This window comes from Stutzerimonas sp. VN223-3 (assembly GCF_045999685.1).
GTDB lineage: Bacteria > Pseudomonadota > Gammaproteobacteria > Pseudomonadales > Pseudomonadaceae > Stutzerimonas > Stutzerimonas stutzeri_AR.
Genome location: NZ_RBEC01000001.1, coordinates 1,729,214 through 1,752,982, shown reverse-complemented (window position 1 = coordinate 1,752,982; position 23,769 = coordinate 1,729,214). Strand labels below are relative to the sequence as shown.

The window sequence follows — 23,769 nt, the reverse complement described above, 5'->3', positions numbered from 1 at the left end:
TCGCGGCGTATGTATAAACGCATCTTTTTGGCGTCAATCATTCAAGCTAATCGTTTGGACTCCGATAAGAGGTGAAATCGCTGCGAAGATTGCAGCGCACCTCGTGGAGTAGCAAATCCCATGTCGATTCGAAATTTGAATATTCCTGCACGCTCTGCCATGGGCTTCGGCCTGATCGGCTTGCTCGTGCTGTTCCTCGGCTTGTCATCATTGAATCAGATGAAAGAGATGCGCAAGGAATCCAGCGAGGTGGACCAGAACTGGCTACCGAGCATCATAGCCTTGAGCAACATGAACGCTGGTATGCAGCGTATTCGCGCACTTACGATGCGTACGGTCATGCTGGACGATGATGAGTCGCGTAATGCGGCTCGCCAAACACTCGCCAAGCTGGTCAATGACGTCAGTGGAACGATCGCTGACTATGAAAAGCTGACTACAGCAGGTGAGAAAGCCGCCTATGAGCGATTCAGAGCAGCTCAGAATTCATACATGACCGAGCAGCGCAAGGTAGTAGAGTTTGCTAGTCAAGGCGCGCGGGATCAGGCCATGGAGGTCATGCGCGGCAGCATTAATGGGCATGCGGATGCCATGACCAGCGCGCTCGATGATTTGCAGCGTATCAACAGCGGCGAGGCAGGCCACGCCGCGGATCGCGCGCTTGAAGCGTACGAGACTGCGTTCAACTGGGTGATCATCACCATCATCCTCGCTGCCCTTGCCACCGTGGCGCTGGCAACACTGTTTACCAAGAGTATCGTTCGACCTTTGAATCAGGCCGTCAATGTCGCTGAGGCCGTGGCATCCGGTGACCTGACCCAGGACTTTATCATCGAAGGCACGGACGAGCCGGCGCGTCTGCTGGTTGCGCTCAAGAGCATGCAGGCAAACCTGCGCAGCACCATTCAGGGTATTTCCGATTCGTCCAATCAGCTCGCTTCGGCAGCTGAAGAGCTCAATACCGTGACCGAGGATTCGACCCGCGGCCTGCATCAGCAGAGCCACGAGATCGAGCAGGCCGCCACTGCAGTGAATGAAATGACCGCAGCTGTGGACGAGGTTGCCCGTAATGCGGTGGCGACTTCAGAAGCATCACGTGAATCGGACACAACAGCGCAGCATGGTCGTCAGCAAGTGATCAAAACGGTCGAGTCGATCGGTCTGCTCGCTGGCGATGTGACCGCGACCTCAACCCAGGTGGAACAACTGGCCGGCCAGGTACGGGACATCAGTAAGGTACTGGATGTGATTCGCTCGGTTGCCGAGCAGACCAATTTGTTGGCGCTCAACGCCGCCATCGAGGCGGCACGTGCCGGCGATGCCGGACGAGGGTTCGCGGTAGTTGCGGATGAGGTTCGTGCACTGGCTCATCGGACTCAGCAATCCACGCAAGAAATCGAGCAGATGATCGGCGATGTACACCAAGGGACCGATAGGGCCGTGCAGGCCATGCAGGCCAGTAATGAACGGGTACGCAGCACGCTGGAGGTAGCGCGTACCGCCGGTGAGGCGCTCGATGACATCGCTCGGGCGATCAGTCAGATCAGCGAGCGCAATCTGGTCATCGCCAGTGCGTCGGAAGAGCAAGCCCAGGTCGCTCGTGAGGTGGACCGCAATCTGATCAACATTCGTGACCTGTCGCTGCAATCTTCGGCAGGTGCCAATCAGACTAGTGCGGCGAGCCAGGAACTTGCAGGGCTGGCCGTCAACTTGAACGAGCTGGTTGCGCGTTTCCGTATCTGACTATGATCGATGGCACCCCGACCTGTTGGGGTCGCTGTTCTTGCTACCGTAAGCGGCATCGTCGCTAGCCTGTTCGTGTCGCAAAGCTGGGCATATCGGACCTAGATGCGTACCATTCGGCGTTTTTAGTCTGGCTACCGCTGTGCCGCTCACGAAGCGGCCTGGCGTGTTTCCGGCCTAGCCTCCCACGCCGAGACTCCAGTCATGTCCAACCTTTCAAGCCGTTTTTTCAGCGCCTATAACCGCGTCAGCTTGGTAGCGCAGATCATCGTAGGGCTCGTTGCCGGCTGCGTGTTGGCATGGGTATCGCCTCAGGCGGCAGCTTCGGTAAGCTTGCTGGGCGATCTGTTCGTATCCGGGCTGAAGGCGGTCGCGCCGGTGCTGGTGTTCGTATTGGTGACAGCATCGCTTGCCAACCATAAGCGCGGGCAACCGACGCACATCCGCCCGATCCTGCTCCTCTACGCTCTTGGCACCGTAAGCGCCGCTGCGGTGGCGGTGATAGCCAGCGCACTGTTTCCTACGAGCCTCACATTAATCAGCCAGGCGAACGACGTCGTGCCTCCGTCGGGGGTTGGTGCCGTCTTGCGAACGCTGTTGTTTAGTGTGGTGGACAACCCGGTGCATGCGCTTATTGAGGGTAACTTCATTGGCATTCTGGCATGGGCCATCGGCCTTGGATTTGCGTTTCGCCATGCTCGTGAAAGTACGCGTGATCTGATCGTCGATATATCAGATGGTGTGACGCTAATCGTCAGAGTGGTGATTCGTTTCGCGCCGCTGGGCATATTCGGATTGGTATCCGGAACGCTCGCCAAGTCCGGTTTCTCAGCACTGGCCAGCTATCTTCAATTGCTGCTGGTGTTGGTCGGCAGCATGCTGTTCATGGCGCTGGTGGTGAATCCGTTGATCGTATTCTGGCAGATCCGCAAGAATCCATATCCGTTGGTTTTTACCTGTCTGCGCGAAAGCGGCATCACCGCATTCTTCACCCGCAGCTCGGCGGCGAACATACCGGTCAACATGCAGCTGTGTGAGCGACTCGGGTTACACAAAGACACCTACTCGGTGTCTATTCCGCTGGGTGCGACCATTAACATGGGCGGGGCGGCCATCACCATCACGGTACTGACCCTGGCGGCGACAAATACGTTGGGCATCGTGGTGGACATTCCCACCGCGATTCTGCTCAGCCTGCTCGCCGCCATCTGCGCCTGCGGTGCATCCGGTGTGGCAGGTGGCTCGCTGTTATTGATTCCGCTGGCTTGTAGCCTATTTGGTATTTCCAATGACCTTGCGATGCAGGTGGTGGCCGTCGGGTTCATCATCGGTGTGGTGCAAGATTCGGCTGAAACCGCTCTGAACTCTTCCACCGACGCGCTATTCACCGCGGCATCGTGCATCGCTCATGGCGACAGCGCCGAGGTATTGAGCTGATCGATCGCGGCTCGTGACCTTGCCAGCGTCCGGCAGGCGCAGGGTGGGTTGCGGCCCACCAAAGGGAGTGGGTGCCAGTGCGCCTGGCGGGTTTCACACCTACGATTCTGAACAAACAACAACGGCGCCATGAGGCGCCGTTGTTTTTACTCTTCAGCTGTTGTCGATCAGCCTTTCCAGCGCTTGAGTACCAGCGTGGCGTTGGTGCCGCCGAAACCGAAGCTGTTGCTCATGATCGTATCGATCTTTGCGTTCTCGCGGGTTTCGCGGACGATCGGCAGGTCAGCGACTTCTGGGTCCAGCTCGTCGATGTTGGCCGATCCAGCGATGAAGTTGCCCTGCATCATCAGCATGCAGTAGATCGCTTCGTGAACGCCTGCTGCGCCCAGCGAATGTCCGGACAGGCTCTTGGTTGAGCTGATGGTTGGGATTTTGTCGCCGAACATGTTGCGTACGGCCTTGCTTTCAGCAACGTCACCCACCGGGGTGGAGGTCCCGTGGGTGTTGAGGTAATCGATGTCGCCTTCGACAGTTGCCATCGCCTGCTGCATGCAGCGCAGCGCACCTTCACCGCTCGGCGCAACCATGTCGTAGCCGTCGGAAGTGGCGCCGTAGCCGACGATTTCTGCATAGATCTTGGCGCCGCGCTTGAGGGCATGTTCCAGCTCTTCGACAACTACCATGCCGCCACCGCCGGCGATGACGAAACCGTCGCGCTTGGCGTCGTAGGCGCGGGAGGCCTTTTCAGGCGTCTCGTTGTACTGGCTGGACAGAGCACCCATGGCGTCGAACAGGCAGCTCTGGCTCCAATGCTCTTCTTCGCCGCCGCCGGCGAAGACGACGTCCTGCTTGCCCATCTGAATTTGTTCCATCGCATGGCCGATGCAATGCGCGCTGGTGGCACATGCCGAGGCGATGGAATAGTTGATGCCCTTGATGCGGAACGGCGTGGCCAGACAGGCGGAAACCGTGCTGCTCATGGTGCGCGGCACGCGGTATGGGCCGATACGCTTGACACCCTTGTCGCGCAGAATGTCGATGGCTTCCATCTGATTGATGGTCGAAGCACCACCGGAACCGGCGATCAGGCCGATGCGCGGGTTGGAGATGTCTTCGGCGCTAAGGCCCGAATCTTCCAGCGCCTGTTGCATCGCCAGATAGGCATAAGCTGCAGCATCGCCCATGAAACGCAGGACCTTGCGGTCGATCAGCTCCTCGAGGTTCAGATTGACTGATCCCGAAACCTGGCTGCGCAGACCCATGTCTGCATAGGCCTGGTTGAAGCGGATGCCAGGGCGACTGGCGCGCAGGTTGGCGGAGACGGTGTCTTTGTCATTGCCGAGGCAGGAAACGATACCCAGGCCGGTGATCACGACGCGACGCATGCGGAAGTCCTTCAAAAGCTATCGGTAGAGGTAAACAGGCCGACGCGCAAACCTTCGGCACTGTAGATCTCGCGACCATCTACGCTGACGGTACCGTCGGCTATGCCGAGGATCAGCGAGCGACTGATGGTGCGCTTGATATGAATGTTATAGGTGACCTTCTTGGCGGTCGGCAGGACCTGGCCGAAGAACTTCACTTCGCCAGAACCCAGCGCACGACCACGGCCGGGGTTGCCCTGCCATCCAAGGTAAAAGCCGACCAGCTGCCACATGGCATCGAGGCCCAGGCAGCCAGGCATGACCGGGTCGCCTTCGAAATGGCAGGCAAAGAACCAGAGATCAGGATTGATATCCAGCTCGGCGACCAATTCGCCCTTGCCGTATTTGCCGCCCACTTCGCTGATATGAACGATGCGATCGACCATCAGCATGTTCGGCGCGGGCAGTTGCGCATTACCGGGCCCGAAAAGCTCGCCGCGGCTGCAGCGAAGCAGATCTTCCCGAGTAAAGGCCTGTTGTTTGGTCATGCGTATTCCTCAATGGCCCCGTTGTGGAGGGCTTGCTGCTTTCATCCGACCCGAGAGTCCGATCATAAAGACTAGTCATAGACTGCCGCCTTGCGCCTAAAGTCACAGGTGCAAGGCATGGATACCTCGTTTCAACCACCCCACTGGGAGACCATGGTGGAAACGGCCCGATACTTTAACACTCCTGACCTTTGACAACGACCTTGTGACGCTCTGTCCCTTATAGACCGTGGGAAGCGTCCGCAGTGATGCCGTAATGCAGAAGGGCAGACGAAAGGAAATGTCGCGGACTAGAGGCTCTGCTGGAAACTGTAACCTGATGATTCCATTAGCGGTTGGCTTTACGCTAGCTGTGTCTGAATCGCTACGTATAATGCCGAACATTGCCACCGGGTGGCTCAAAACGGATACCCCATGACTGAACAGCAACCCATTGCGGTGCTTGGTGGCGGCAGCTTCGGCACCGCCATTGCGAATCTGCTGGCCGAGAACGGTCACGGCGTCCGGCTGTGGATGCGCGATCCGGATCAGGCCGAGAGCATTCGTACCCACCGTCAGAATCCGCGCTATTTGAAGGGCGTGACATTGCTTCCTCAAGTGGAACCGGTCACGGACCTCGAGCAGACACTGAGCGACTGTGAGCTGGTCTTCGTGGCGTTGCCATCCAGTGCGCTGCGCCAAGCGCTATCGCCTTTCGCTGCTCAGTTGGCGGGCAAGATGCTGGTTAGTACAACCAAGGGCATCGAGGCGCAGGGTTTCATGCTGATGAGCCAGATCCTGGAAGATATCGCGCCACATGCCCGCATCGGCGTGATTTCCGGTCCCAATCTCGCACGCGAAGTCGCGGAGCACGCGCTTACCGCGACGGTGATCGCCAGCCATGATGAGGCGCTTTGCCGGTCCGTGCAGCAGGTGCTGCACGGACGAACCTTTCGTGTTTATGCCAGCGCCGACCGTTTTGGGGTCGAACTCGGCGGCGCGCTGAAAAACGTCTATGCAATCATGGCCGGCATGGCCGCTGCCCTGGGTATGGGTGAGAACACCCGCAGCATGCTGATTACCCGTGCCCTTGCCGAGATGACCCGCTTTGCGGTCAAGTTGGGAGCTAACCCAATGACATTTCTGGGGTTGGCTGGTGTGGGTGATCTGATCGTCACCTGCACTTCTTCAAAAAGCCGCAACTTCCAGGTCGGCTATGCGCTGGGTGAAGGGCTGAGTCTCGATGAAGCCGTGTCCCGCCTGGGAGAGGTGGCCGAAGGGGTCAACACCATCAAGGTCTTGAAAACTAAGGCGGAAGAGCTGCAGGTCTACATGCCACTGGTCGCTGGGCTGCATGCCATTCTGTTCGAGGGGCGTACGCTGGAACAGGTAATCGCGCTCCTGATGCGCGGCGAGCCGAAGACCGACGTGGATTTCATTTCCACCGACGGCTTCTGAGAACGATACGGAGATAACAATGAGCACATTACAAAGCGGCGCGGATCGCGAATCGCTGATTCTGCGCGCCATCTGGATGCTGGTTTTCTTTTTCGTCTGGCAATTGGCTGAGTTGGTACTGCTAGTGGTCGTGGTTGCGCAACTGGTGCTGCGCGCGGTGAACGGCAAGGCCAACGAAAGCCTGCAGGGCCTGGGTGACAGCCTCAGCCAGTATGTGGCGCAGATCGGCCGTTTCGGCACCTTTAACACCGATCGCAAACCCTGGCCAATGTCCGACTGGCCCAAGCCGCGTCCGGCGGATATCGAAACAGCTCCTCCGGTCACGCCTGCACCGCCGAAGCAGGAGCCGCAGGTATGAAGTTGTGGCTGCTGCGTCACGGTGAGGCTGAGCCCAGGGCTCGTACCGATGCCGAGCGCAACCTGACCGCGACCGGGCGGCTCGAAGTGCAAAACAGTGCCGCGCATCTGCATGGTCAGCCGATAGAGGTCATTCTGGTCAGCCCTTATCGGCGTGCGCAGCAGACCGCTGAGATCGTTCGCCGGGCGCTTGGCTTCACCGGGACCGTAGAAACCGTACCCTGGCTGACGCCGGAATCCGATCCAAACGATGCGATGCTCTATCTCGACCGCCGCGATGAGCAGCGCCTGCTACTCGTAACTCATCAGCCTTTCGTCGGTGCGCTGGGTGGTTGGCTGGTCCATGGTCACCGCGACACGCCGCTGCCGATGGCGACTGCCAGCCTGGCCGAACTGGACGGTGAACATCTGGCCGCGGGTCTGATGCAGCTCGCCGGGCTGCGGCATCCACGTTGAGCTGCGACTTGCCTTGCCGGTTCAATAAGAGCGCAGCAGCGTTGCGCGGAAATAAAAATAATACGGAGAGCGACACTTGAGCATTTGGCACCATCAACCGGAACTCGAACAACTCAACGCCAGGCGCGAGAACACTATCGTCGAGCTGCTCGATATCCGTTTCGAGGCCGTCGATGACGATTCCCTTACCGCCAGCATGGTAGTCGATTCACGCACCCACCAGCCCTATGGCTTGCTGCATGGCGGCGCTTCGGTGGTACTGGCCGAAACCGTTGGCTCTACGGCCAGCTATCAATGCATCGATCCGAGCCGGTATTACTGTGTCGGCCTTGAGGTGAACGCCAATCATATTCGCGCGCTGCGTAGCGGTCGTGTGACCGCGGTCTGCCGTCCGGTGCACCTGGGGCGCTCCACCCACGTCTGGGATATCCGCCTGAGCGGCGATGATGGCAAGCTCAGCTGCATTTCCCGGCTAACCGTAGCAGTCGTGCCTGTGGGCGAGAGCATCCCGCGACCCTGAGGGGCGCCGAAGGCGTCTTGTTTGGCATGACTGCCGTTCATTCTGCCGCTCCGGCCAATTGCCGCGAGGGGAAGGGGACCAGACAATGGTTGCCTTTCCTCCTGTCGCATCGAGCCCATGACGCAACGCATTTTTTTCGCCCATGCCAACGGCTTTCCCTGCGGTACTTATCGCAAGCTGTTCGATTTACTGGCGCCCGACTACAGCGTTACTCATCTGGACCAGCACGGCCACGATCCACGGTTTCCGGTGGATGACAACTGGCAAAACCTGGTGCAGGAGCTGATCGAGCAGCTTGTGACGGTAAAAGAGCCGATCTGGGGTGTCGGACATTCGCTGGGCGGCATGCTGCATTATCACGCGGCCTTGCAGCGGCCCGAGCTTTATCGCGGCGTGGTCATGCTCGATTCACCGATGCCGACCTGGTTCGACCAGACGCTTATCTGGGCAGCCAAGCGCTTTGGCTTTATCGATCGTCTGACACCCGCTGGTCGCACGCTCGGACGCCGCGAGGAATTCGCTTGTGTGGACGAGGCGCGGCAATATTTCGCCAGTCGGACGCTGTTCCGCGCGTTCGATCCCGATTGCCTGGATGCTTACGTCGAGCACGGACTGGAGCCGACCGCCAAGGGGCTGCGCCTGCGCTTCGACCCGGAAACCGAAATCCGCATCTACCGCAGCGTGCCGCACGTCACGCCCGGCTGGCCCCATGCGTTGAAGATTCCGCTTGCGGTAGTACGTGGACGCCAAAGCCGGGTAGTGATGCCCCATCATGCTTATCTGCTGCGACTGGTTGCGCACGGTGAAGCGCATACGTTGCCCGGCGGTCACATGTTTCCGCTCGAACATCCGGGGATTACCGCGATGCTGCTCAGACAATTGTTCGGTCGCTGGAGCGAACTGGATCAACGAGGTGCTGCATGACCGTCGCGTTCGAGGAGATCCGCCTGAGCCTGCCGCATATCGAAGTTGCGGCGCATCTCTATGGCCCCGAGGATGGTTTGCCGGTGATCGCCCTGCACGGTTGGCTGGACAACGCCGCGACATTCTCACGCTTGGCGCCGCTACTCGATGGCGTCCGCATCGTCGCGCTGGATCTGCCGGGGCACGGTCACTCCGATCATCGACCCGTCGGCGCTGCCTACAATATCTGGGACTACGCCCATGATGTGCTGCAGACGGCCGAACAGTTTGGTTGGCAGCGATTCTCCCTGCTGGGCCATTCGATGGGCGCGATCGTTTCCGTGCTGCTGGCGGGTGCCATGCCCGAGCGAGTCGAGCGCCTGGCGCTGATCGATGGGGTGATTCCTTATACCGGCGAAGCCGAAACCGCACCGCAAAAGCTCGGTGAGTCGTTACAGGCATTGCTCGCCGTTGATGACAAGCGCAAGCCGGTCTATGAAAGATTCGAGCAAGCCGTCGCGGCACGCATGAAGGGCGTCGGTGCGGTCAGCCACGAGGCGGCCGAATTGCTTGCTCAGCGTGGTCTGATGCCGGTTCCCGGCGGTTATACCTGGCGCACCGATGCGCGGCTGATGCTGCCGTCACCGATGCGCTTGAGCCGCGCACACGCGCTGTCGTTCGTACAGCGCGTGGCGTGTCCCGCGAGCCTAATACTGGCGGAGCAGGGCCTGATGACACAGCGGGCAATGCCGGAGCTGTCCGAGGCCTTGCCGTTCACGCTGCATAGGCTGCCGGGCGGACATCACCTGCATCTGGATGATCAGCGGGGAGCCGAAGCGGTAGCGGCTGTTTTCAATCCCTTCTTTGCGGCTTAGCCAGGGAGTGACGCGGTTACGCAAGAATCTGTCGCAAACCCTCGCTTGACTTGCTTTTGCCAACTGGTGAGGCTGGGCTATCGCCTCAGCAGGGAACATCGCAATGATCGATCTTTACACCGCCGCCACGCCCAACGGTTACAGGATCTCGGTCGTGCTCAAGGAACTCGGCCAACCTTGTCGGATGCAGCTGCTCAGCTTCGTGCAGCGCTGGGTCGACAGTCGCACGCAGGTACAGACTGCTCAGTCGATGCTGACCCGGTGAGGTCTCGTATGCGAGGTGTATGGATAGCCGGGCTGGCCATGCTCGCGAGTGCAGCGAGTGCCGCTGATTTGCCAGGCAGCAGGGATTTCGAGTCGATTGCGCGATACCCGCAGGCGCAGATAGTCGCCTTCAAGAAACAACAGGTGCTGGAACGGACTTATCCGCTGGATTCGATCCGTCGCATCAGTGGTCGCCTGAGGATGAGTGCCCAAGTCAGCGCGTCCGGCCAGCTGACTGCCGTCACCTATCAGTTACCGGAGGTGCATACGGGTATCGAAGCATTCGAGCGGTCGCGCAACCAACTGCTGGAGGATGGGGCCGAATTGCTGTTCTGGTGCGAAGGGCGCGATTGCGGATCGAGCAGTCTGTGGGCCAACGCAGTGTTCCAGCGATCCACGCTCTACGGCCCTGATGCGCGGCAGGCTTATCTGCTGGCGCGATTGCCCGGCGATTCCGATCGCCTTATGGCGCTCTATGGCATTACGCGTGGCAATGGCCGGCCCTACTTGCAGGTGGAGCAGTTCGAACCGGACGAACCACTCGGCGTCATCCTGCCGAATCCGGCTACCCTGTTGCGTCAGTTGAAGCGCACCGGCGAACTTTGGCTGCAGCGATTGCCGGAAGAGCCAACGGCCGAGTGGGGTGCCTTGCTGGCGAACGTGCTGCGGCTCGACAGCACCATGCGGGTAATGCTGGAAGGTAAAGGCGCTGCGGCTTGGCATGAAGCGCTGATCCATGAGCGGATCAAGGCGCGGCGTCTGGACCCGAAGGTTTCCGATGAGGATGGCCTGCGTATCAGGCTATTGCGCTGAGGGTGCGTTTCAGTCTGCAATAGAGCTCCCGCCTGGTGCGCTTTGCTCAAGGCGCACCGCGTTTTTCGATGGGTATTCTGATGCTTAACAATGATCGTCTGCTGGTGCAGATTCTGCTCCTGGTGCTGCTCGGTGCCTGTGTGTGGGTACTGGCTCCATTTGCCTCCGCGTTGTTCTGGGCGGCGGTACTGGCGTTCGCCAGTTGGCCGATCATGCGCTGGCTGACACGCTTGCTGAAGGGGAATTCGACACTCGCCGCGACGCTGCTGACGTTTGGCTGGATGGTGTTGGTGGCTGTGCCGTTGGTATGGCTGGGGTTCAACGTTGCCGACCAGATTCGCGAGGTCAATGCACTGCTGCATAACATTCAGGTGCAGGGCCTGCCAGAGCCACCTGCTTGGCTGGGTGAGGTGCCGTTGGTTGGCGACAGATTGCTGGCCTTCTGGAACGCCGTAGATGAGCAGGGGACAGCGTTTTTCGCCACCGTGCGTCCGTATATCGGGCAGGTCGGCAACTGGTTGCTGGTGCGCAGTGCCCGTATCGGTAGTGGAATGCTGGAGCTGGCACTGAGCTTGGTGCTGGTGTTCTTCTTCTATCGTGACGGGCCGAAACTCGCAGCCTTCGTCCACAGTCTGCTGCATCGGCTGATTGGCGATCGCGCAGACCATTACCTGGAGTTGGTTGCGGGTACCGTGCAACGTGTCGTCAACGGCGTTATTGGTACGGCTGCTGCCCAGGCGATTCTGGCGTATGCCGGTTTCACCATAGCCGGTGTACCGGGTGCGCTGATTCTTGGCCTGCTGACGTTCGCGTTCAGCTTTTTGATGGTCCCGCCGCTGATCTGGGGGCCGGCGGTCGCATGGCTCGTCTGGCAAGGCCAATACGGAATGGCAGTGTTTCTCGGCATCTGGGGCATGTTCATCATCAGCGGTGTGGACAACGTGCTGAAACCTTATCTGATCAGTCGCGGCGGCAACCTGCCGCTGGTGGTGGTGTTGCTAGGTGTGTTCGGTGGCGTATTGGCGTTCGGTTTTATGGGTCTGTTTCTCGGCCCGACGCTGCTGGCGGTCGCCTACAGCTTGCTGGGTGACTGGCTGATCAAGGAAGTGCCAAACGCCGCGACACCGGAGAACTTGCCGGGCAGTCGATTCGACTGACACTCTCGATGGGAGCAGCAGCCTGTTAGCGCTGCTGTTCTTCCTCGTACCTGTCGAGCGTATCGCTCGCGATGATCTGCCCCAGCTTGATCAACTCAGGCGCTTTGTAGAACTCGTAGAAACGGCAGGCGCGCTTGGGGATGTTGATCAGCACGTTCGGCGGATAACCGGCGATCTTGTATTGCGTCAACGAAGACTGCATCACTTCGAAGCTCTGGTTGATCAGCTCCAGCAGCGAAGCTGGCCCACCAACATCCACCACCATCGAACCTTCTGCCGACTTCGGTGCGCTCTGTCCTGTTGAAGCTGCCTGTGGCTGGCCGTCTGCGGTCGCTTCGCCGGTCTGAAGCGCGGCGACCTGCTCATCCAGACTGTCGTGCCGCCAGAACGGAATATGCGAGCTGATCGAGCTGACCATGGCATCGAAACGGCCTGGGCGAATGATCTCCGGCAAAGGATATTGCCGATGGTTATTCGCGTTGAGGTTGACCGCGATGATGATATCGCTGTGGCTGGAAACGACCGGCACAATCGGCAGGGGGTTCAATATCCCGCCGTCGACCAGCATGCGGTTGCCTTGCATGACGGGCGTGAACAGGCTCGGAATGGCGGCAGAGGCGCGCATCGCCAGCTCCAGATTGCCTTCCTGAAACCATATTTCCTGCTGATTGGTCAGGTCCGCGGCGACTGCGGTAAAGGGGATCGGCAGATCTTCGATATTGATCGAGCCAAGCATTTCGCGGATACGCCCGAAAATTTTCTCGCCACGAATGGCGCCGAGACTGAAGCTCGGGTCGACCAGGCGCAGCATGTCGAAATAGTCCAGACTTTCGATCCAATCGCGATACTCGCCCAGCTTGCCAGCCGCATAGATGCCGCCGACCACCGCGCCCATCGAACAGCCTGCGATGCAATTGATTTCGTAACCTCGAGCGGTGAGTTCTTCGATAACACCAATGTGCGCATAACCCCGCGCGCCTCCCGAACCCAGTACCAGCGCGACCTTGTTGCCCATGTGATTCTCCCTATGGCAGGAGCGATAGCTTCAAGCTTCAAGGCACAAGCTTCAAGTAAAAGCCAAGGGCAGAGAACCGTATGGCAACGAAAAGTGGCAACGAAAGCTTATCAATGCCGCGGCGGAGCAATGCCGGCTCCCGCCTTTGCTACAATCGGCGCCCGTTTTTGCCAGCGTCACGAGAGCCCTTTCCAGATGAGCGAACCCATCCGCCTCACTCAGTACAGCCATGGCGCCGGTTGCGGCTGCAAGATTTCGCCCAAGGTCCTGGATGTGATCCTCGCCGGCAGCGGCGCGCAGAACCTCGACCCGCGATTGTGGGTCGGTAATGCGTCGCGCGACGACGCTGCCGTTTATGGCATTGATGAAGAGCGCGGCGTGGTGTCGACCACCGATTTCTTCATGCCCATCGTCGACGATCCGTTCGATTTCGGTCGGATCGCCGCAACCAATGCGATCAGCGATATTTACGCGATGGGCGGCGATCCGCTGATGGCCATCGCCATTCTCGGCTGGCCGGTGAATGTGCTGCCGCCTGAGGTGGCCCGAGAAGTCATCGCTGGTGGCCGTTCGGTATGCGACGCAGCGGGCATCCCACTCGCGGGCGGGCATTCGATCGACGCGCCCGAGCCGATTTTTGGCCTGGCGGTGACCGGCCTAGTCAATAAGAGCCAGATGAAGCGCAACGACACGGCAACGGTCGGCTGCAAGCTCTACCTGACCAAGCCGCTGGGCATCGGCATTTTCACCACAGCCGAGAAGAAAGCCAAGCTGCGCCCCGAGGACGTTGGTCGAGCCCGTGACTGGATGTGCACCCTGAATACGCCCGGCAGCCGCTTCGGCAAGCTTGCAGCCGTGCGCGCCATGACTGATGTCACCGGTTTTGGCTTGCTCGGGCATCTGGTAGAGATGGCCGATGGCAGCGGCGTTACCGCGCGTATCGACTATGCCCGTGTACCGCGTCTGGAAGGCGTCGAATATTACCTGGAGCAGGGCTGCGTACCGGGCGGTACCGGGCGTAACTTCGACAGCTACGGTGAGCGCATTGGGACGCTGGGCGAGGCCCACAAGCAATTGCTCTGTGATCCGCAGACCAGTGGTGGGCTGTTGGTCGCAGTGGCACCGGAAGGCGAGGCTGAATTTCTCAAGGTCGCGACCGAACTCGGCCTGACACTCGAACCTATCGGCGAGTTGGTCGAAGCCGGTCCCTTTGCTGTCGAGGTTCGTTGATGCGCGGCGATACCGATAACTTCCGCGAGCTGTTCCTCAACGATGTACCAATGATGGATGCGCGAGCACCGGTGGAATTTGCCAAGGGCGCGTTTCCCGGCGTGATCAACCTGCCACTGATGGACGATCTCGAGCGGCAGAAGGTCGGCACCTGCTACAAACAGCACGGCCAGCAGGCGGCGATCGAACTGGGTCATCGACTGGTCAGCGGCCAGACCAAGGCCGAGCGCATCCAGGCCTGGGCCGATTTCGCGCGGAACAATCCCCAGGGCTATCTCTACTGTTTTCGCGGCGGTCTGCGTTCACAGCTGGTTCAGCAGTGGCTCAAGACCGAGGCGGGCATCGACTACCCGCGTGTCACGGGCGGCTACAAGGCGATGCGCCACTTTCTGCTGGAAACCATCGAGCACGCGGCGGCGAATTATGACTTCGTGCTGGTCGGCGGCATGACCGGCACTGGCAAGACCGAAGTGCTTGCGCGCCTGGACGACAGCGTCGATCTGGAAGGTATCGCCAATCATCGCGGCTCAAGCTTCGGCAAGCGTGCCACGCCGCAACCGGTGCAGATTGATTTCGAGAACGCGCTGGCGATTCGCCTGCTGAAGATGCAAGAGGCGGGCGTCGGTCAGTTCGTCCTTGAGGATGAAGCGCGGTTGGTGGGCCGTTGCTCGATACCGCTGCCGCTGTTCCAGGGCATGCAGCAATATCCACTGGTATGGCTGGAGGACAGCTTCGAAGGGCGCGTCGATCGAATCCTCAAGGATTACGTAATTGACCTCTGTACCGAGTTCGTCACGGAGCAGGGCGAGGCGGGATTTGCCGCGTTCAGCGAGCGTTTGCAGCAAAGTCTGGTCAATATCAGCAAGCGGCTCGGAGGCGAGTGCTACAAACAGTTGGCCGCGATCATGGACCAGGCGCTTACCGAGCAGGCCAATACGGGTGCGGTCGATCTGCACCGCGGCTGGATCGAGGTGTTGCTGAGGCAATACTACGACCCGATGTATGCCTACCAGCGGGAGAGCAAGGCGTCCCGAATCGAATTCGCTGGCGAGCAAGATGCTGTAGTCGAATTTCTCCGCGAGCGTGTTGCAGGTAGTCAAAACTGAGCAGGTCTCAAAAATTGAGGATGTGTCGATGAAAAATTTGATCTGTTTATCTCTGTTGGCGTTGGCCCTGACCGGTTGCGCCGCGAAAACCGCTTATCGCGACAACTGTGCGTCCCAGCTGAACGCTGCTTGGGAAGAGCAGAGTCTGGCAGAAGCGGAAGGCTTTGCCGGCACCGTGAGCTATTCCAAGGCAATCGCCCTGCTTACCGGTGCTAAAACCCAGCAACAATTCGAGGGTTATCAAGGCTGCGTGGAAAAGGCCAAGAAGGCCCGCTTCTATCTGCGCGAATCGCGCGCGGGGCGCTGACAGCGCGGCGCTGAGTGGCAGCCGCTTCGGTTGCCACGTCCCATCCGTCGGCTCTGGCCAATTGCAGGCCGACTCCGCAGGGAACCCTTATGCAACTCGACTTCTCCACCTTGGCGCCGGTCGAGGCCTATCGTTGGCTGGCGTCCACCGTTACACCGCGACCGATTGCCTGGGTCTCGACATGCTCGGCGTCGGGCATTAGCAATCTTGCGCCGTTCAGTTTTTTCCAAGTAATCAGTAGCGAGCCTCCGACGTTGCTTATCAACGTCGGCCTCAAGGATGGGCTGCCCAAGGACACCGCCCGCAATGCGCTCGATACAGGTGAGCTGGTCGTTCAGCTCGTCAGCGCTGAGCAGGCCGAGGCGATGAATGCGTCCGCCGCCGCACTGCCCCACGGTCTCAGCGAATTCGAGCACTGTGGTATCGCCAGCGAACCGGCCCGTCTCGTGAACGTGCAGCGGGTGGCTGGCGCGCCGGTCGCCTTTGAATGCCGCGTCGCGCAGATCCTGCCGTATCCGGTTGAGGCGCCCAACTGCCAGCTGATCTTCGCCGAAGTACTGCTGGCGCATATCGATGACCGCGTACTCGACGAGCGCGGACGTATCGATTCGGCCAGGCTCGATCTGGTCGGGAGACTTGGCGGCGCGACTTACAGCTATACCCGCGAGCGTTTCGATATGCAGCGGCCGTAGTCGCGCAGCCGCGCTTGATTGCCTGCAGGTTACCGACGCGCCCATAGCTCGCGCTCGGGCGGTTGGCGATACGCGGCATCCCCACCGGAGCAAGGACCAAGCGCCGGGTCACAACTTCGTCACCGCAGATTTCCATCGCTTTGCCTGAGCTTGCCGGGTCAGTAGGATCGACGGAACAAACAAAGGAGAGTTGCATGCGTGCGCGATTGGACGTCTGTCTCAGAGCGGTGAACGAAGTCCTGCTCGGCAAGCAATCACAGGTTCGATTGGCCATGGCCTGCCTACTGGCGAGGGGGCATCTGCTGGTCGAGGATTTGCCTGGTATGGGCAAGACCACGCTCAGCCACGCGCTAGCCAGGGTGATGGGATTGGAATTCCAGCGTATCCAGTTCACCTCGGACCTGTTGCCGGGCGATATCCTCGGTACCTCGGTGTTCGACAAGGACAGCGGCCAGTTCGTCTTCCATCCAGGACCGATCTTTGCCGAGCTGATCCTCGCGGACGAAATCAACCGGGCGACGCCGAAAAGCCAGAGCGCACTGCTCGAAGCGATGGAAGAGGGGCAGGTCACCATCGAGGGCGCGACCCGGCCCTTGCCTGATCCATTCTTCGTCGTCGCCACGCAGAACCCTGTCAGCTCCGGCGGGACCTTCGCGCTCCCCGAATCGCAACTGGATCGTTTCCTGATGCGCCTGTCTTTGGGCTATCCGGCGAAGGCAGCGGAGAAAGCGCTGCTGCTCGGGGACTCGCGCCGCGATCTCCTGGCGCGCCTGGAACCCATGCTCGATCATGACGAACTGGTGGAGATTCAGAGTGCGGTGGCGCAGGTGCGGGTCAGTGATGCGTTGGTCGACTACGTGCTGCGATTGGTCGAGGCCACCCGCACGCAGCCACAGTTCGCTTGGGGGCTTTCGCCTCGTGGTAGTTTGGCGCTATTAGCGGCGGCACGGGCGTGGGCTTTTCTCGACGGTCGCGACTATGTGATTCCGGAAGATGTTCAGGCCGTGCTGCCGTCTGTGGTCGGGCATCGCCTTCGGGAGCAGGCGGACGCCACTGGCCATGGTGGCGGCGCGTTGGTGCAGTGGCTGCTGCGCGAAGTGCCGGCGCTCTGATGCCCAATCGCGGGAACTGCCGAGAGGGTGAACATGCGACTGCTACCACGAGTACGTGATCGCTGGTTGTTGAAGCGTATTCCGCCCGGGCCGAATGTGCGGCTCGATCAGCGGCGCATATTTATCATGCCGACTGCGGTGGGCATGTCGTTTCTGCTGGCGCTGCTGCTGATGCTGCTTGCCGCGATCAATTACCAGAACAGTCTCGCCTATGCGCTGACGTTCCTGCTCGGCTCGGTATTCGTGGTTGCGATTCTGCATACCTGGCGGAATCTAGCGGGCTTGGTTCTACAGGCAGGCGGAGCGGAGGCTGTCTTCCTAGGTGAGCAGGCGCGTCTGCGGGTCAGGCTGGAAAGTCGTGGCCGTCTCTATCAGGCTGTCGCGTTGGGCTGGCCAAGGAGCGGCCTGCAACTGGTCGATGTACCAGCGAGCGGAACCTGTGAGGTCGAGCTGAGCCTGCTGAGCGAGCGCCGCGGCTGGCTGAAACCGGGGCGGATACGTGTCGAGAGTCGTTTTCCACTGGGTATTCTCGTGGCTTGGAGTTGGGTCGATCTGCAACTGGCTGCGCTGGTCTATCCGGGTCCATCAGCAGGCGATTTACCACAAGCCGGCGGGCTGACCGAAGAAGAGAGCGAGGGAGTTCGCGCAGTTGGGAGTGGCATCGATGATTATCAAGGCTTGAAACCATGGCAGCCTGGCGACTCGCGGCGTCGACTCAACTGGAAGGCATTTTCCCGAGGCCAAGGCTTGCTGGTTAAGGATTTCACCGCGTTGGCCGGCCAGGAACCGCTACTTGATCTCGATGCCATCGACGGCGATATCGAAGCGCGGTTGTCGCTACTTTGTCACTGGGTCGTCGAATTATCTGCACGCCAGCAACCTTTCGCCTTGCGCATCGCGGCGACAACCATTGGCCCGGACGGCGGCGCCGATCACCGCAACCGTTGCTTGCGCGAATTGGCTTTGTTCGGTCTGGAGCGGGAGCGCGATCAGTGAACACTGCGCAGGCGATTCCGCGCAACGGGTTGGTCTGGCTGCTGGTAGCGCAAGTGCTGGTAATTCTTCCTCATCTCGGTCATCTGCCGTTATGGATCATCGGCCTCTGGCTCGCTTGTGCGACGTGGCGCGTACAAATCTTCCGCATGCGCGCCCGCTATCCAAAGGGCTGGGCGAAAGCCCTGATGATGATTGGTGCCGGGTTTGGCGTGTACTTTTCGCGTGGCAGCGTAATCGGACTCGACGCCGGGGTGGTGCTGCTGATTGCCGCGTTCATTCTCAAACTGGTGGAGATGCGTAGTCGCCGCGATGCACTGGTGCTGATCTTCCTTGGTTTTTTCGCCGTGGTGACCAGTTATCTGTTCTACGACAGCTTGCTGGCCGGGCTGTACAGCCTGTTGCCAATCACCGCGCTGCTGGCCGCGATGATCGGCCTGCAGCAGAATACCGTGGCCACGCAACCCTGGCCGACAATGCGGCTGGCGGGCTCGCTGCTGCTTCAGGCCGTGCCGCTGATGCTCGTGCTGTTCGTACTGTTCCCGCGGTTGGGTCCGCTCTGGTCCTTGCCGCAGCCACAGGATCGCGGTGTAACCGGGTTGGCCGACAGCATGTCGCCGGGTGATATCGCCGAGCTGAGTCGCTCCGCCGAACTGGCGTTCAGGGTCAGCTTCGAAGGTCCGATCCCCGAGCGGGACGAGCTATATTGGCGAGCGGTCACCTTCGAGCGCTTCGATGGCCGACGCTGGTCGCAATCATTCGCTTCACAAGCGCCGCAGGCACCTGATTGGACTCCGCGAGGCGAACCGGTGCGCTACAGCGTCGTAATGCAACCCAGTGGCCGGCCGTGGTTATACGCGCTGGACGTGCCGCAGGTGGATGCGGACAACGTACGGCTGATGGCCGATTTCCATCTGCAACGACAACGCCCAATTGACCAGCCATTACTTTACCGGGCGACTTCATGGACCGAATCGCTGCGCGAGCCTGAGGCCGTGCCCTCGATGCTTGAGCGCGCCTTGCAGCTTCCCGCTACGGGCAATCCGCGCAGCCGGACATGGGCCGCGGAGCTGCGCCGCAACCACCGAACTCCAGAGGCGACCGTGCAGGCGCTGCTGCGGCATTTCAATCAGCAGCCATACGGTTACACGCTGCGGCCACCATCGGTGGGTGCCGATATCGTCGATGGCTTTCTGTTCGATACGCTGAACGGTTTCTGTATTCACTACGCCGGGGCGATGACCTTTGTGCTGCGCGCGGCTGGCATACCCGCACGCGTCGTCGCCGGTTATCAGGGCGGAGAAATCAACCCTTCGGGTAACTATCTGTCGGTTCGTCAGCTTGATGCTCATGCCTGGGTTGAGTACTGGATCGCCGATCGTGGCTGGATCGCCGTGGATCCTACATTCCAGGTTGCACCGGAACGCATCGAGCTGGGGCTCGAAGAAGCGCTTGCCGACGAGCAGGGGTTTCTTGAGGACTCGCCACTTACGTTGCGACGCTACCGTGACATCGGCTGGCTGAACGAGCTGCGATTCGGCTGGGACAATCTCAACTACGGCTGGCAACGCTGGGTCCTCGGCTACCAGGGCGAGCGTCAGCTGGAAATTCTGAAGGGACTGTTCGGCAAGATCGATGAGCGCAAGCTCGGATTGCTGATGGTCGCCTCCGGTGCGCTGCTGATTACGCTTCTGGCGCTTATGCTGCTGAAACCCTGGCGGCGCGAACGCGACCCTCAGCTGCGTCTGTTTCAGCGTTTCGAAGGGTTGCTGGCACGCCAGGGAATCGCGCGGCAAGCGGGCGAGGGCGCGCGCGATTTTGCCGAGCGGGCGGCGGGTTTGGCTCCGGCCGTTGCCGAGCCGATTCGTGATTTCGCTCGGCTCTACGAGATGACACGCTATGCTGGCCAGCCGGCGAACATGGCGACGATGCGGGCTTCGCTAGCCAGACTGAAGCGCCAATTGCCGTGGCGCCCGGATATCCTCAGGCGTCGGCGCACGGATGGGCGCAGCGACCCATAGGTGCGCGCGATAGCGCCTTATCATTGAAGCCCAGATATGCGCGCCCATCAGCGAGCCGGCTATAAGATAGCTGCCGATAACAACGATCCGAGGTGGGCATGACCCTTTCCGAACTGATACACGCTGTGCGTGACAATCCACAGAACGTCGTCGTACCTGCCAGCTGGGGCCAAGGCCGAGCCGGTTTCGGCGGGGTCGTTGCAGCCCTCGTATACGAAGCAATGCAGGCGCAGGTGCCGGAAGGCCGTCCGGTGCGCTCGCTAGCCATCACGTTCGTCGGTCCGCTGCTGGTCGATACGCCGGTCAGCTTCGAGGCCGAGGTACTGCGTGAGGGCAAGGCGGTCAGCCAGGTGCTCGGGCGTGCCGTGCAGAACGGCCAAGTGGTGACCGTCGTTCAGGGCAGCTTCGGCGCTGCTCGCGCTTCCGCCGTCGAGGTGGCAGCGGAGCCGGCGCCAGCGATGCCGCCGGTGGAAGATTGCCAGGAGTTGCCTTACGTGCCCGGCGTGGCGCCAGAATTTACCCGCTACCTGGCGATGCGTTGGGGCATCGGTGGGCTGCCGTTTAGCGGCAATACTTCGCGGGAGATGGGCGGCTGGGTGCGACAGCGCGGAGAGATCGAGCGCGAGCCGGTCACTGTCTCGCATCTGCTGGCGCTGGTAGATGCATGGCCACCCGCGGTGCTGTCGCATCTGAAGGGCTTCGCGCCCGGCAGCTCGCTGACTTGGACCATTGAGTTCGTTCAGCCGACACCGCAGATCGACACCCATGAATGGTGTCAGTACCGTGCGGTGATCGAATATGCGCAGGATGGCTACGGCCATTGCGCAGCGGCGCTGTGGACTGCCAAGGGCGAGCTGGTGGCGTTGAGCCGTCAGACGGTAACGGTGTTCGGCTGACCGGACGAGGTTGGTTGGGGGCGTATCTGCGGATAGTCGACCGATGCGCTGCTGTGCGTGCCGTGGTCGCTGGTGTTTGCCGGCCAGGGCCATAACCGGCGTGAGTGGTTGGCTTGGAGGCCTTTCAAGCTTGATCCAAGGGCGCGATACCGAAGAACTGCTGGGCACAGGCGGTGGTGCTGGCGGCCAGCTCGTCTTCGCTCATGCCGCGATGGCGGGCCACTTCCCGCAAGACTTCAGGGAGGAAGGCAGGTTCGTTCTGTCCGCCCTTGGGTTTGGGGCGCAGCGTGCGCGGCAACAGGTAAGGTGCATCGCTTTCGAGCATCAACCTCGTTACTGGAATCTCGCGTACCAAAGGGTGCAAGTGAGTACCGCGGCGCTCGTCGCAGATCCAGCCGGTAATGCCGATGTGCAGGTCGAGATCCAAATAGGCGTAGAGCGCATGTTTCTCGCCGGTAAAACAGTGCACCACTGCGGCGCTGAGTTGATCGCGGAATGGCCGGAGAATATCCACCAGACGTTGATCGGCGTCGCGCTCATGTAGAAATACCGGCAGGCCGGTTTCCACCGCCAGCTGCAGGTGCTCCTCCAATACGCGTTCTTGCTGCGCGCGAGGAGACAGGTCGCGATTGAAGTCCAGGCCGCACTCGCCAACCGCTCGCACTTCGGGTTCGGCGAGCAAGTCTTTCAGCTGCGTAGCGGTTTCCGACGTCCATTGGCTCGCGTCGTGGGGGTGAATACCGGCGGTGCAAAACAGCCGTTTCCGGCTTTCATCCAGGTCGCGGCAGAGTGCCGATGCCGCTTCGCTCTCGGTGAGATTGGTGCCAGTCAGCACCAACTGCGTGACGCCGGCTGCATAGGCGCGATCCAGGACGGCGCGCGGATCACGGGCGAAGGTCGGGTGGGTCAGATTGACGCCGATGTCGACAAGCTGCATGAACTGCCTCGCTTATAAAATCAAATTATAACTATAAAAATCAGCTATTTAATGGATATACCTAACGTTAGGAGACAGCTTCGGCTGGCGGCGTCTTTCATGCTGTGAGAGTCTTCGCCCCTTTGCGGCAGAGTGACCGCGTTTCATCCTGTCCGTTTCGAGCCGATAAGCCGAAGATGATCCGATTATTTCCCCTGCTTTTTTGCCTGCTGGCGCTCGCGTCCTGGCCCGCCGTCGCGCGCGTGATGGGTCCTCAAGCCTGGCAGTCGGCGGATACGGTACGCGATCTGGCGGAAATTCGCCGCAGTGGGGTTTTACGCGTGCTGGTGAACCAAAGTCGCAACAGCTCCGGCGAGGTCAAGGGTGAAGCTATTGGCGTGGAATACGTCCGCCTGCGTGCGTTCGAACAGTTCCTTAATCGCGGCTCCAAGGGGCAACCGATCACGTTGGAAATGATTCCGAAGGCCAAGGACCAACTACTTGCCGCACTGCAAAGAGGCGAGGGCGATCTGGTCGCGCCCGGCGAGTTGCTGGACCTGGGAACGATGCGCCGGGTGAGCCGCAGCCGAGCTGTCGTCGATGATGTTCCGATGGTTCTGGTGACTCGCCAGGGCAGTCCACACTACAAGCGCTTCGAGCAGCTATCGGGGCGCGGCCTGGCGTTGTCGGCCGGCAGTGCTGCCGGGCCTGCCCTGGAAGGAATCAATCGTGAGCTGATGCAAGCCGGGCGCGCACCGATCGCCGTGGAATGGGTCGACCCGACGCTCGCCGTGGAAGATGTGCTGGAAATGGTACAGGCCGGTATCTACCCGGCCACTGTCGTCGAGCAAACAATCGCTGAACGCTGGGCGAAAGTGTTGCCAAAATTGCGCATCGAGCCGCAGCTGGCGCTGGGTAAGCGTGCCGACATGCATTGGTTCGTTCGAAAAGAGGCGAGCATGTTGCGCGCAAGTGCCGATCGTTTTCTCAAGGGTTACAACGCGCCGGATAACCAGGACGCAGCATTCGTTCGGGTCTATCGACGTCTTTATCGGGTGCAGTATCCACTCGATCGGGTCGGGCGACAGCGCTTGGAAAAGGTGCGTTCGACGCTGCAACGGCATGCCCAGCAGCAGGATATCGACTGGCTCAATCTAGCGGCGTTGGCATTCAAGGAGTCGACCCTGAACCCGGCCGCCCGCGGCGCTTCTGGGGCCACTGGACTGATGCAGATGACACCTGCCGCAGCCCGCAGCATGGGCGTCCGCGATATCGGCAAACTGGACAATAACGTGCTGGCCAGCGCGAAATATCTGGCCAGCATCCGCCGCAAATTCTTCGCCAGTCCCAGGCTCAATGAACGCGAGCGCATGGCGTTCATCCTGGCCGCCTACAACATGGGGCCGCAGCGGGTGCAAAGCATGCGTGCCGAGGCCAGGCGCCGCGGTCTCAACCCTGATCAATGGTTCTTCCAGGTCGAGCGTATCGCCATGGAGACCATGGGGATGGGCGTGGTCAGCTACGTCAATGCGGTGAACAAGTATTATCTGGCCTACACGCGGGAGCGTTATCTGCTCGAAGGCGGGCCGCAAAGCGCGTCCAACTGA

Annotated in this window: 23 protein-coding genes and 1 pseudogene; 20 read left to right on the top strand and 4 right to left on the bottom strand. The window is 60.4% G+C overall.

What is annotated here, in order from left to right; genetic code table 11:
- The first annotated feature begins 120 nt into the window (after positions 1 to 120).
- Both D7241_RS07860 and sstT read left to right on the top strand, forming a co-directional pair.
- On the top strand, positions 121 to 1,743 hold the full coding sequence (locus D7241_RS07860; RefSeq protein ID WP_408101015.1) for a methyl-accepting chemotaxis protein: 1,623 nt from the start codon (positions 121 to 123) through the stop codon (positions 1,741 to 1,743).
- A 204-nt stretch (positions 1,744 to 1,947) separates the two neighbouring features.
- The gene (sstT, locus tag D7241_RS07855; protein ID WP_408101014.1) at positions 1,948 to 3,180 is read left to right on the top strand and encodes a serine/threonine transporter SstT; all 1,233 of its coding nucleotides are present in this window, start codon (positions 1,948 to 1,950) and stop codon (positions 3,178 to 3,180) included.
- Positions 3,181 to 3,347: 167 nt separating this feature from the next.
- Here sstT and fabB read toward each other — a convergent pair whose 3' ends face one another.
- Both fabB and fabA read right to left on the bottom strand, forming a co-directional pair.
- Entirely contained in the window at positions 3,348 to 4,565 is a 1,218-nt protein-coding gene (fabB, locus tag D7241_RS07850) for a beta-ketoacyl-ACP synthase I (RefSeq protein WP_408101013.1), read from the bottom strand.
- Positions 4,566 to 4,576: 11 nt separating this feature from the next.
- A complete protein-coding gene (fabA, locus tag D7241_RS07845; RefSeq protein WP_045161538.1) occupies positions 4,577 to 5,092 on the bottom strand; it encodes a 3-hydroxyacyl-[acyl-carrier-protein] dehydratase FabA in 516 nt (171 codons plus the stop codon).
- A 414-nt stretch (positions 5,093 to 5,506) separates the two neighbouring features.
- Between fabA and D7241_RS07840 the strand changes: the two genes are divergently transcribed.
- The 9 genes and pseudogenes from D7241_RS07840 (at position 5,507) to D7241_RS07800 (ending at position 11,874) form a co-directional block, all read left to right on the top strand.
- Positions 5,507 to 6,529 carry an NAD(P)H-dependent glycerol-3-phosphate dehydrogenase gene (locus D7241_RS07840; protein ID WP_255976471.1) on the top strand — a complete coding sequence of 341 codons (1,023 nt, stop codon included), beginning with the start codon at positions 5,507 to 5,509 and terminating at the stop codon, positions 6,527 to 6,529.
- A gap of 19 nt (positions 6,530 to 6,548) precedes the next feature.
- Positions 6,549 to 6,887: a DUF4389 domain-containing protein gene (locus D7241_RS07835; RefSeq protein WP_255976469.1), complete on the top strand. Its 339-nt coding sequence runs from the start codon at positions 6,549 to 6,551 to the stop codon at positions 6,885 to 6,887.
- A complete protein-coding gene (gene sixA / locus D7241_RS07830) occupies positions 6,884 to 7,342 on the top strand; it encodes a phosphohistidine phosphatase SixA (protein WP_408101012.1) in 459 nt (152 codons plus the stop codon). Before D7241_RS07835 ends, sixA begins: the two co-directional genes overlap by 4 nt.
- Before the next feature lie 76 nt (positions 7,343 to 7,418).
- Positions 7,419 to 7,862 (top strand): hotdog fold thioesterase, encoded by a 444-nt coding sequence (locus tag D7241_RS07825; RefSeq protein ID WP_255976465.1) that lies wholly within the window; start codon positions 7,419 to 7,421, stop codon positions 7,860 to 7,862.
- Positions 7,863 to 7,979: 117 nt separating this feature from the next.
- On the top strand, positions 7,980 to 8,786 hold the full coding sequence (locus D7241_RS07820; protein WP_408101011.1) for an alpha/beta fold hydrolase: 807 nt from the start codon (positions 7,980 to 7,982) through the stop codon (positions 8,784 to 8,786).
- Positions 8,783 to 9,640: an alpha/beta fold hydrolase gene (locus tag D7241_RS07815; protein WP_408101010.1), complete on the top strand. Its 858-nt coding sequence runs from the start codon at positions 8,783 to 8,785 to the stop codon at positions 9,638 to 9,640. Before D7241_RS07820 ends, D7241_RS07815 begins: the two co-directional genes overlap by 4 nt.
- Positions 9,641 to 9,743: 103 nt before the next feature.
- Positions 9,744 to 9,842 (top strand): annotated as a pseudogene (locus D7241_RS07810) (glutathione S-transferase); the annotation flags it as partial.
- Positions 9,843 to 9,913: 71 nt separating this feature from the next.
- Entirely contained in the window at positions 9,914 to 10,717 is an 804-nt protein-coding gene (locus D7241_RS07805; protein WP_408101009.1) for a DUF4892 domain-containing protein, read from the top strand.
- 80 nt (positions 10,718 to 10,797) lie between these two features.
- Positions 10,798 to 11,874, top strand: coding sequence for an AI-2E family transporter (locus D7241_RS07800; protein WP_408101008.1), 1,077 nt, complete (start codon positions 10,798 to 10,800; stop codon positions 11,872 to 11,874).
- A 25-nt stretch (positions 11,875 to 11,899) separates the two neighbouring features.
- On the opposite strand, the gene D7241_RS07795 is transcribed toward D7241_RS07800, so the two are convergent.
- Positions 11,900 to 12,889 carry a patatin-like phospholipase family protein gene (locus tag D7241_RS07795; protein ID WP_408101007.1) on the bottom strand — a complete coding sequence of 330 codons (990 nt, stop codon included), beginning with the start codon at positions 12,887 to 12,889 and terminating at the stop codon, positions 11,900 to 11,902.
- 195 nt (positions 12,890 to 13,084) lie between these two features.
- On the opposite strand from D7241_RS07795, the gene selD reads away from it, so the two are divergent.
- From selD to D7241_RS07755, 8 genes are all read left to right on the top strand, one after another.
- The gene (selD, locus tag D7241_RS07790; protein WP_408101006.1) at positions 13,085 to 14,119 is read left to right on the top strand and encodes a selenide, water dikinase SelD; all 1,035 of its coding nucleotides are present in this window, start codon (positions 13,085 to 13,087) and stop codon (positions 14,117 to 14,119) included.
- The gene (gene mnmH, locus D7241_RS07785; RefSeq protein ID WP_408101005.1) at positions 14,119 to 15,225 is read left to right on the top strand and encodes a tRNA 2-selenouridine(34) synthase MnmH; all 1,107 of its coding nucleotides are present in this window, start codon (positions 14,119 to 14,121) and stop codon (positions 15,223 to 15,225) included. Before selD ends, mnmH begins: the two co-directional genes overlap by 1 nt.
- Positions 15,226 to 15,253: 28 nt before the next feature.
- The gene (locus D7241_RS07780) at positions 15,254 to 15,532 is read left to right on the top strand and encodes a hypothetical protein (RefSeq protein ID WP_255976448.1); all 279 of its coding nucleotides are present in this window, start codon (positions 15,254 to 15,256) and stop codon (positions 15,530 to 15,532) included.
- An 89-nt stretch (positions 15,533 to 15,621) separates the two neighbouring features.
- Positions 15,622 to 16,224: a flavin reductase family protein gene (locus D7241_RS07775; RefSeq protein WP_408101004.1), complete on the top strand. Its 603-nt coding sequence runs from the start codon at positions 15,622 to 15,624 to the stop codon at positions 16,222 to 16,224.
- A gap of 194 nt (positions 16,225 to 16,418) precedes the next feature.
- The gene (locus D7241_RS07770; RefSeq protein ID WP_408101003.1) at positions 16,419 to 17,336 is read left to right on the top strand and encodes an AAA family ATPase; all 918 of its coding nucleotides are present in this window, start codon (positions 16,419 to 16,421) and stop codon (positions 17,334 to 17,336) included.
- Positions 17,337 to 17,369: 33 nt separating this feature from the next.
- Positions 17,370 to 18,332: a DUF58 domain-containing protein gene (locus D7241_RS07765; RefSeq protein WP_408101002.1), complete on the top strand. Its 963-nt coding sequence runs from the start codon at positions 17,370 to 17,372 to the stop codon at positions 18,330 to 18,332.
- Positions 18,329 to 20,350 (top strand): DUF3488 and DUF4129 domain-containing transglutaminase family protein, encoded by a 2,022-nt coding sequence (locus D7241_RS07760; RefSeq protein WP_408101001.1) that lies wholly within the window; start codon positions 18,329 to 18,331, stop codon positions 20,348 to 20,350. The genes D7241_RS07765 and D7241_RS07760 overlap by 4 nt, the downstream gene beginning before the upstream one ends.
- Positions 20,351 to 20,448: 98 nt before the next feature.
- Positions 20,449 to 21,246 (top strand): acyl-CoA thioesterase, encoded by a 798-nt coding sequence (locus tag D7241_RS07755; protein WP_408101000.1) that lies wholly within the window; start codon positions 20,449 to 20,451, stop codon positions 21,244 to 21,246.
- 124 nt (positions 21,247 to 21,370) lie between these two features.
- On the opposite strand, the gene D7241_RS07750 is transcribed toward D7241_RS07755, so the two are convergent.
- Positions 21,371 to 22,183: a TatD family hydrolase gene (locus D7241_RS07750; RefSeq protein ID WP_408100999.1), complete on the bottom strand. Its 813-nt coding sequence runs from the start codon at positions 22,181 to 22,183 to the stop codon at positions 21,371 to 21,373.
- Between the two features lie 176 nt (positions 22,184 to 22,359).
- Between D7241_RS07750 and D7241_RS07745 the strand changes: the two genes are divergently transcribed.
- Positions 22,360 to 23,769, top strand: a complete 1,410-nt coding sequence (locus tag D7241_RS07745; protein WP_408100998.1) for a transglycosylase SLT domain-containing protein — start codon at positions 22,360 to 22,362, stop codon at positions 23,767 to 23,769.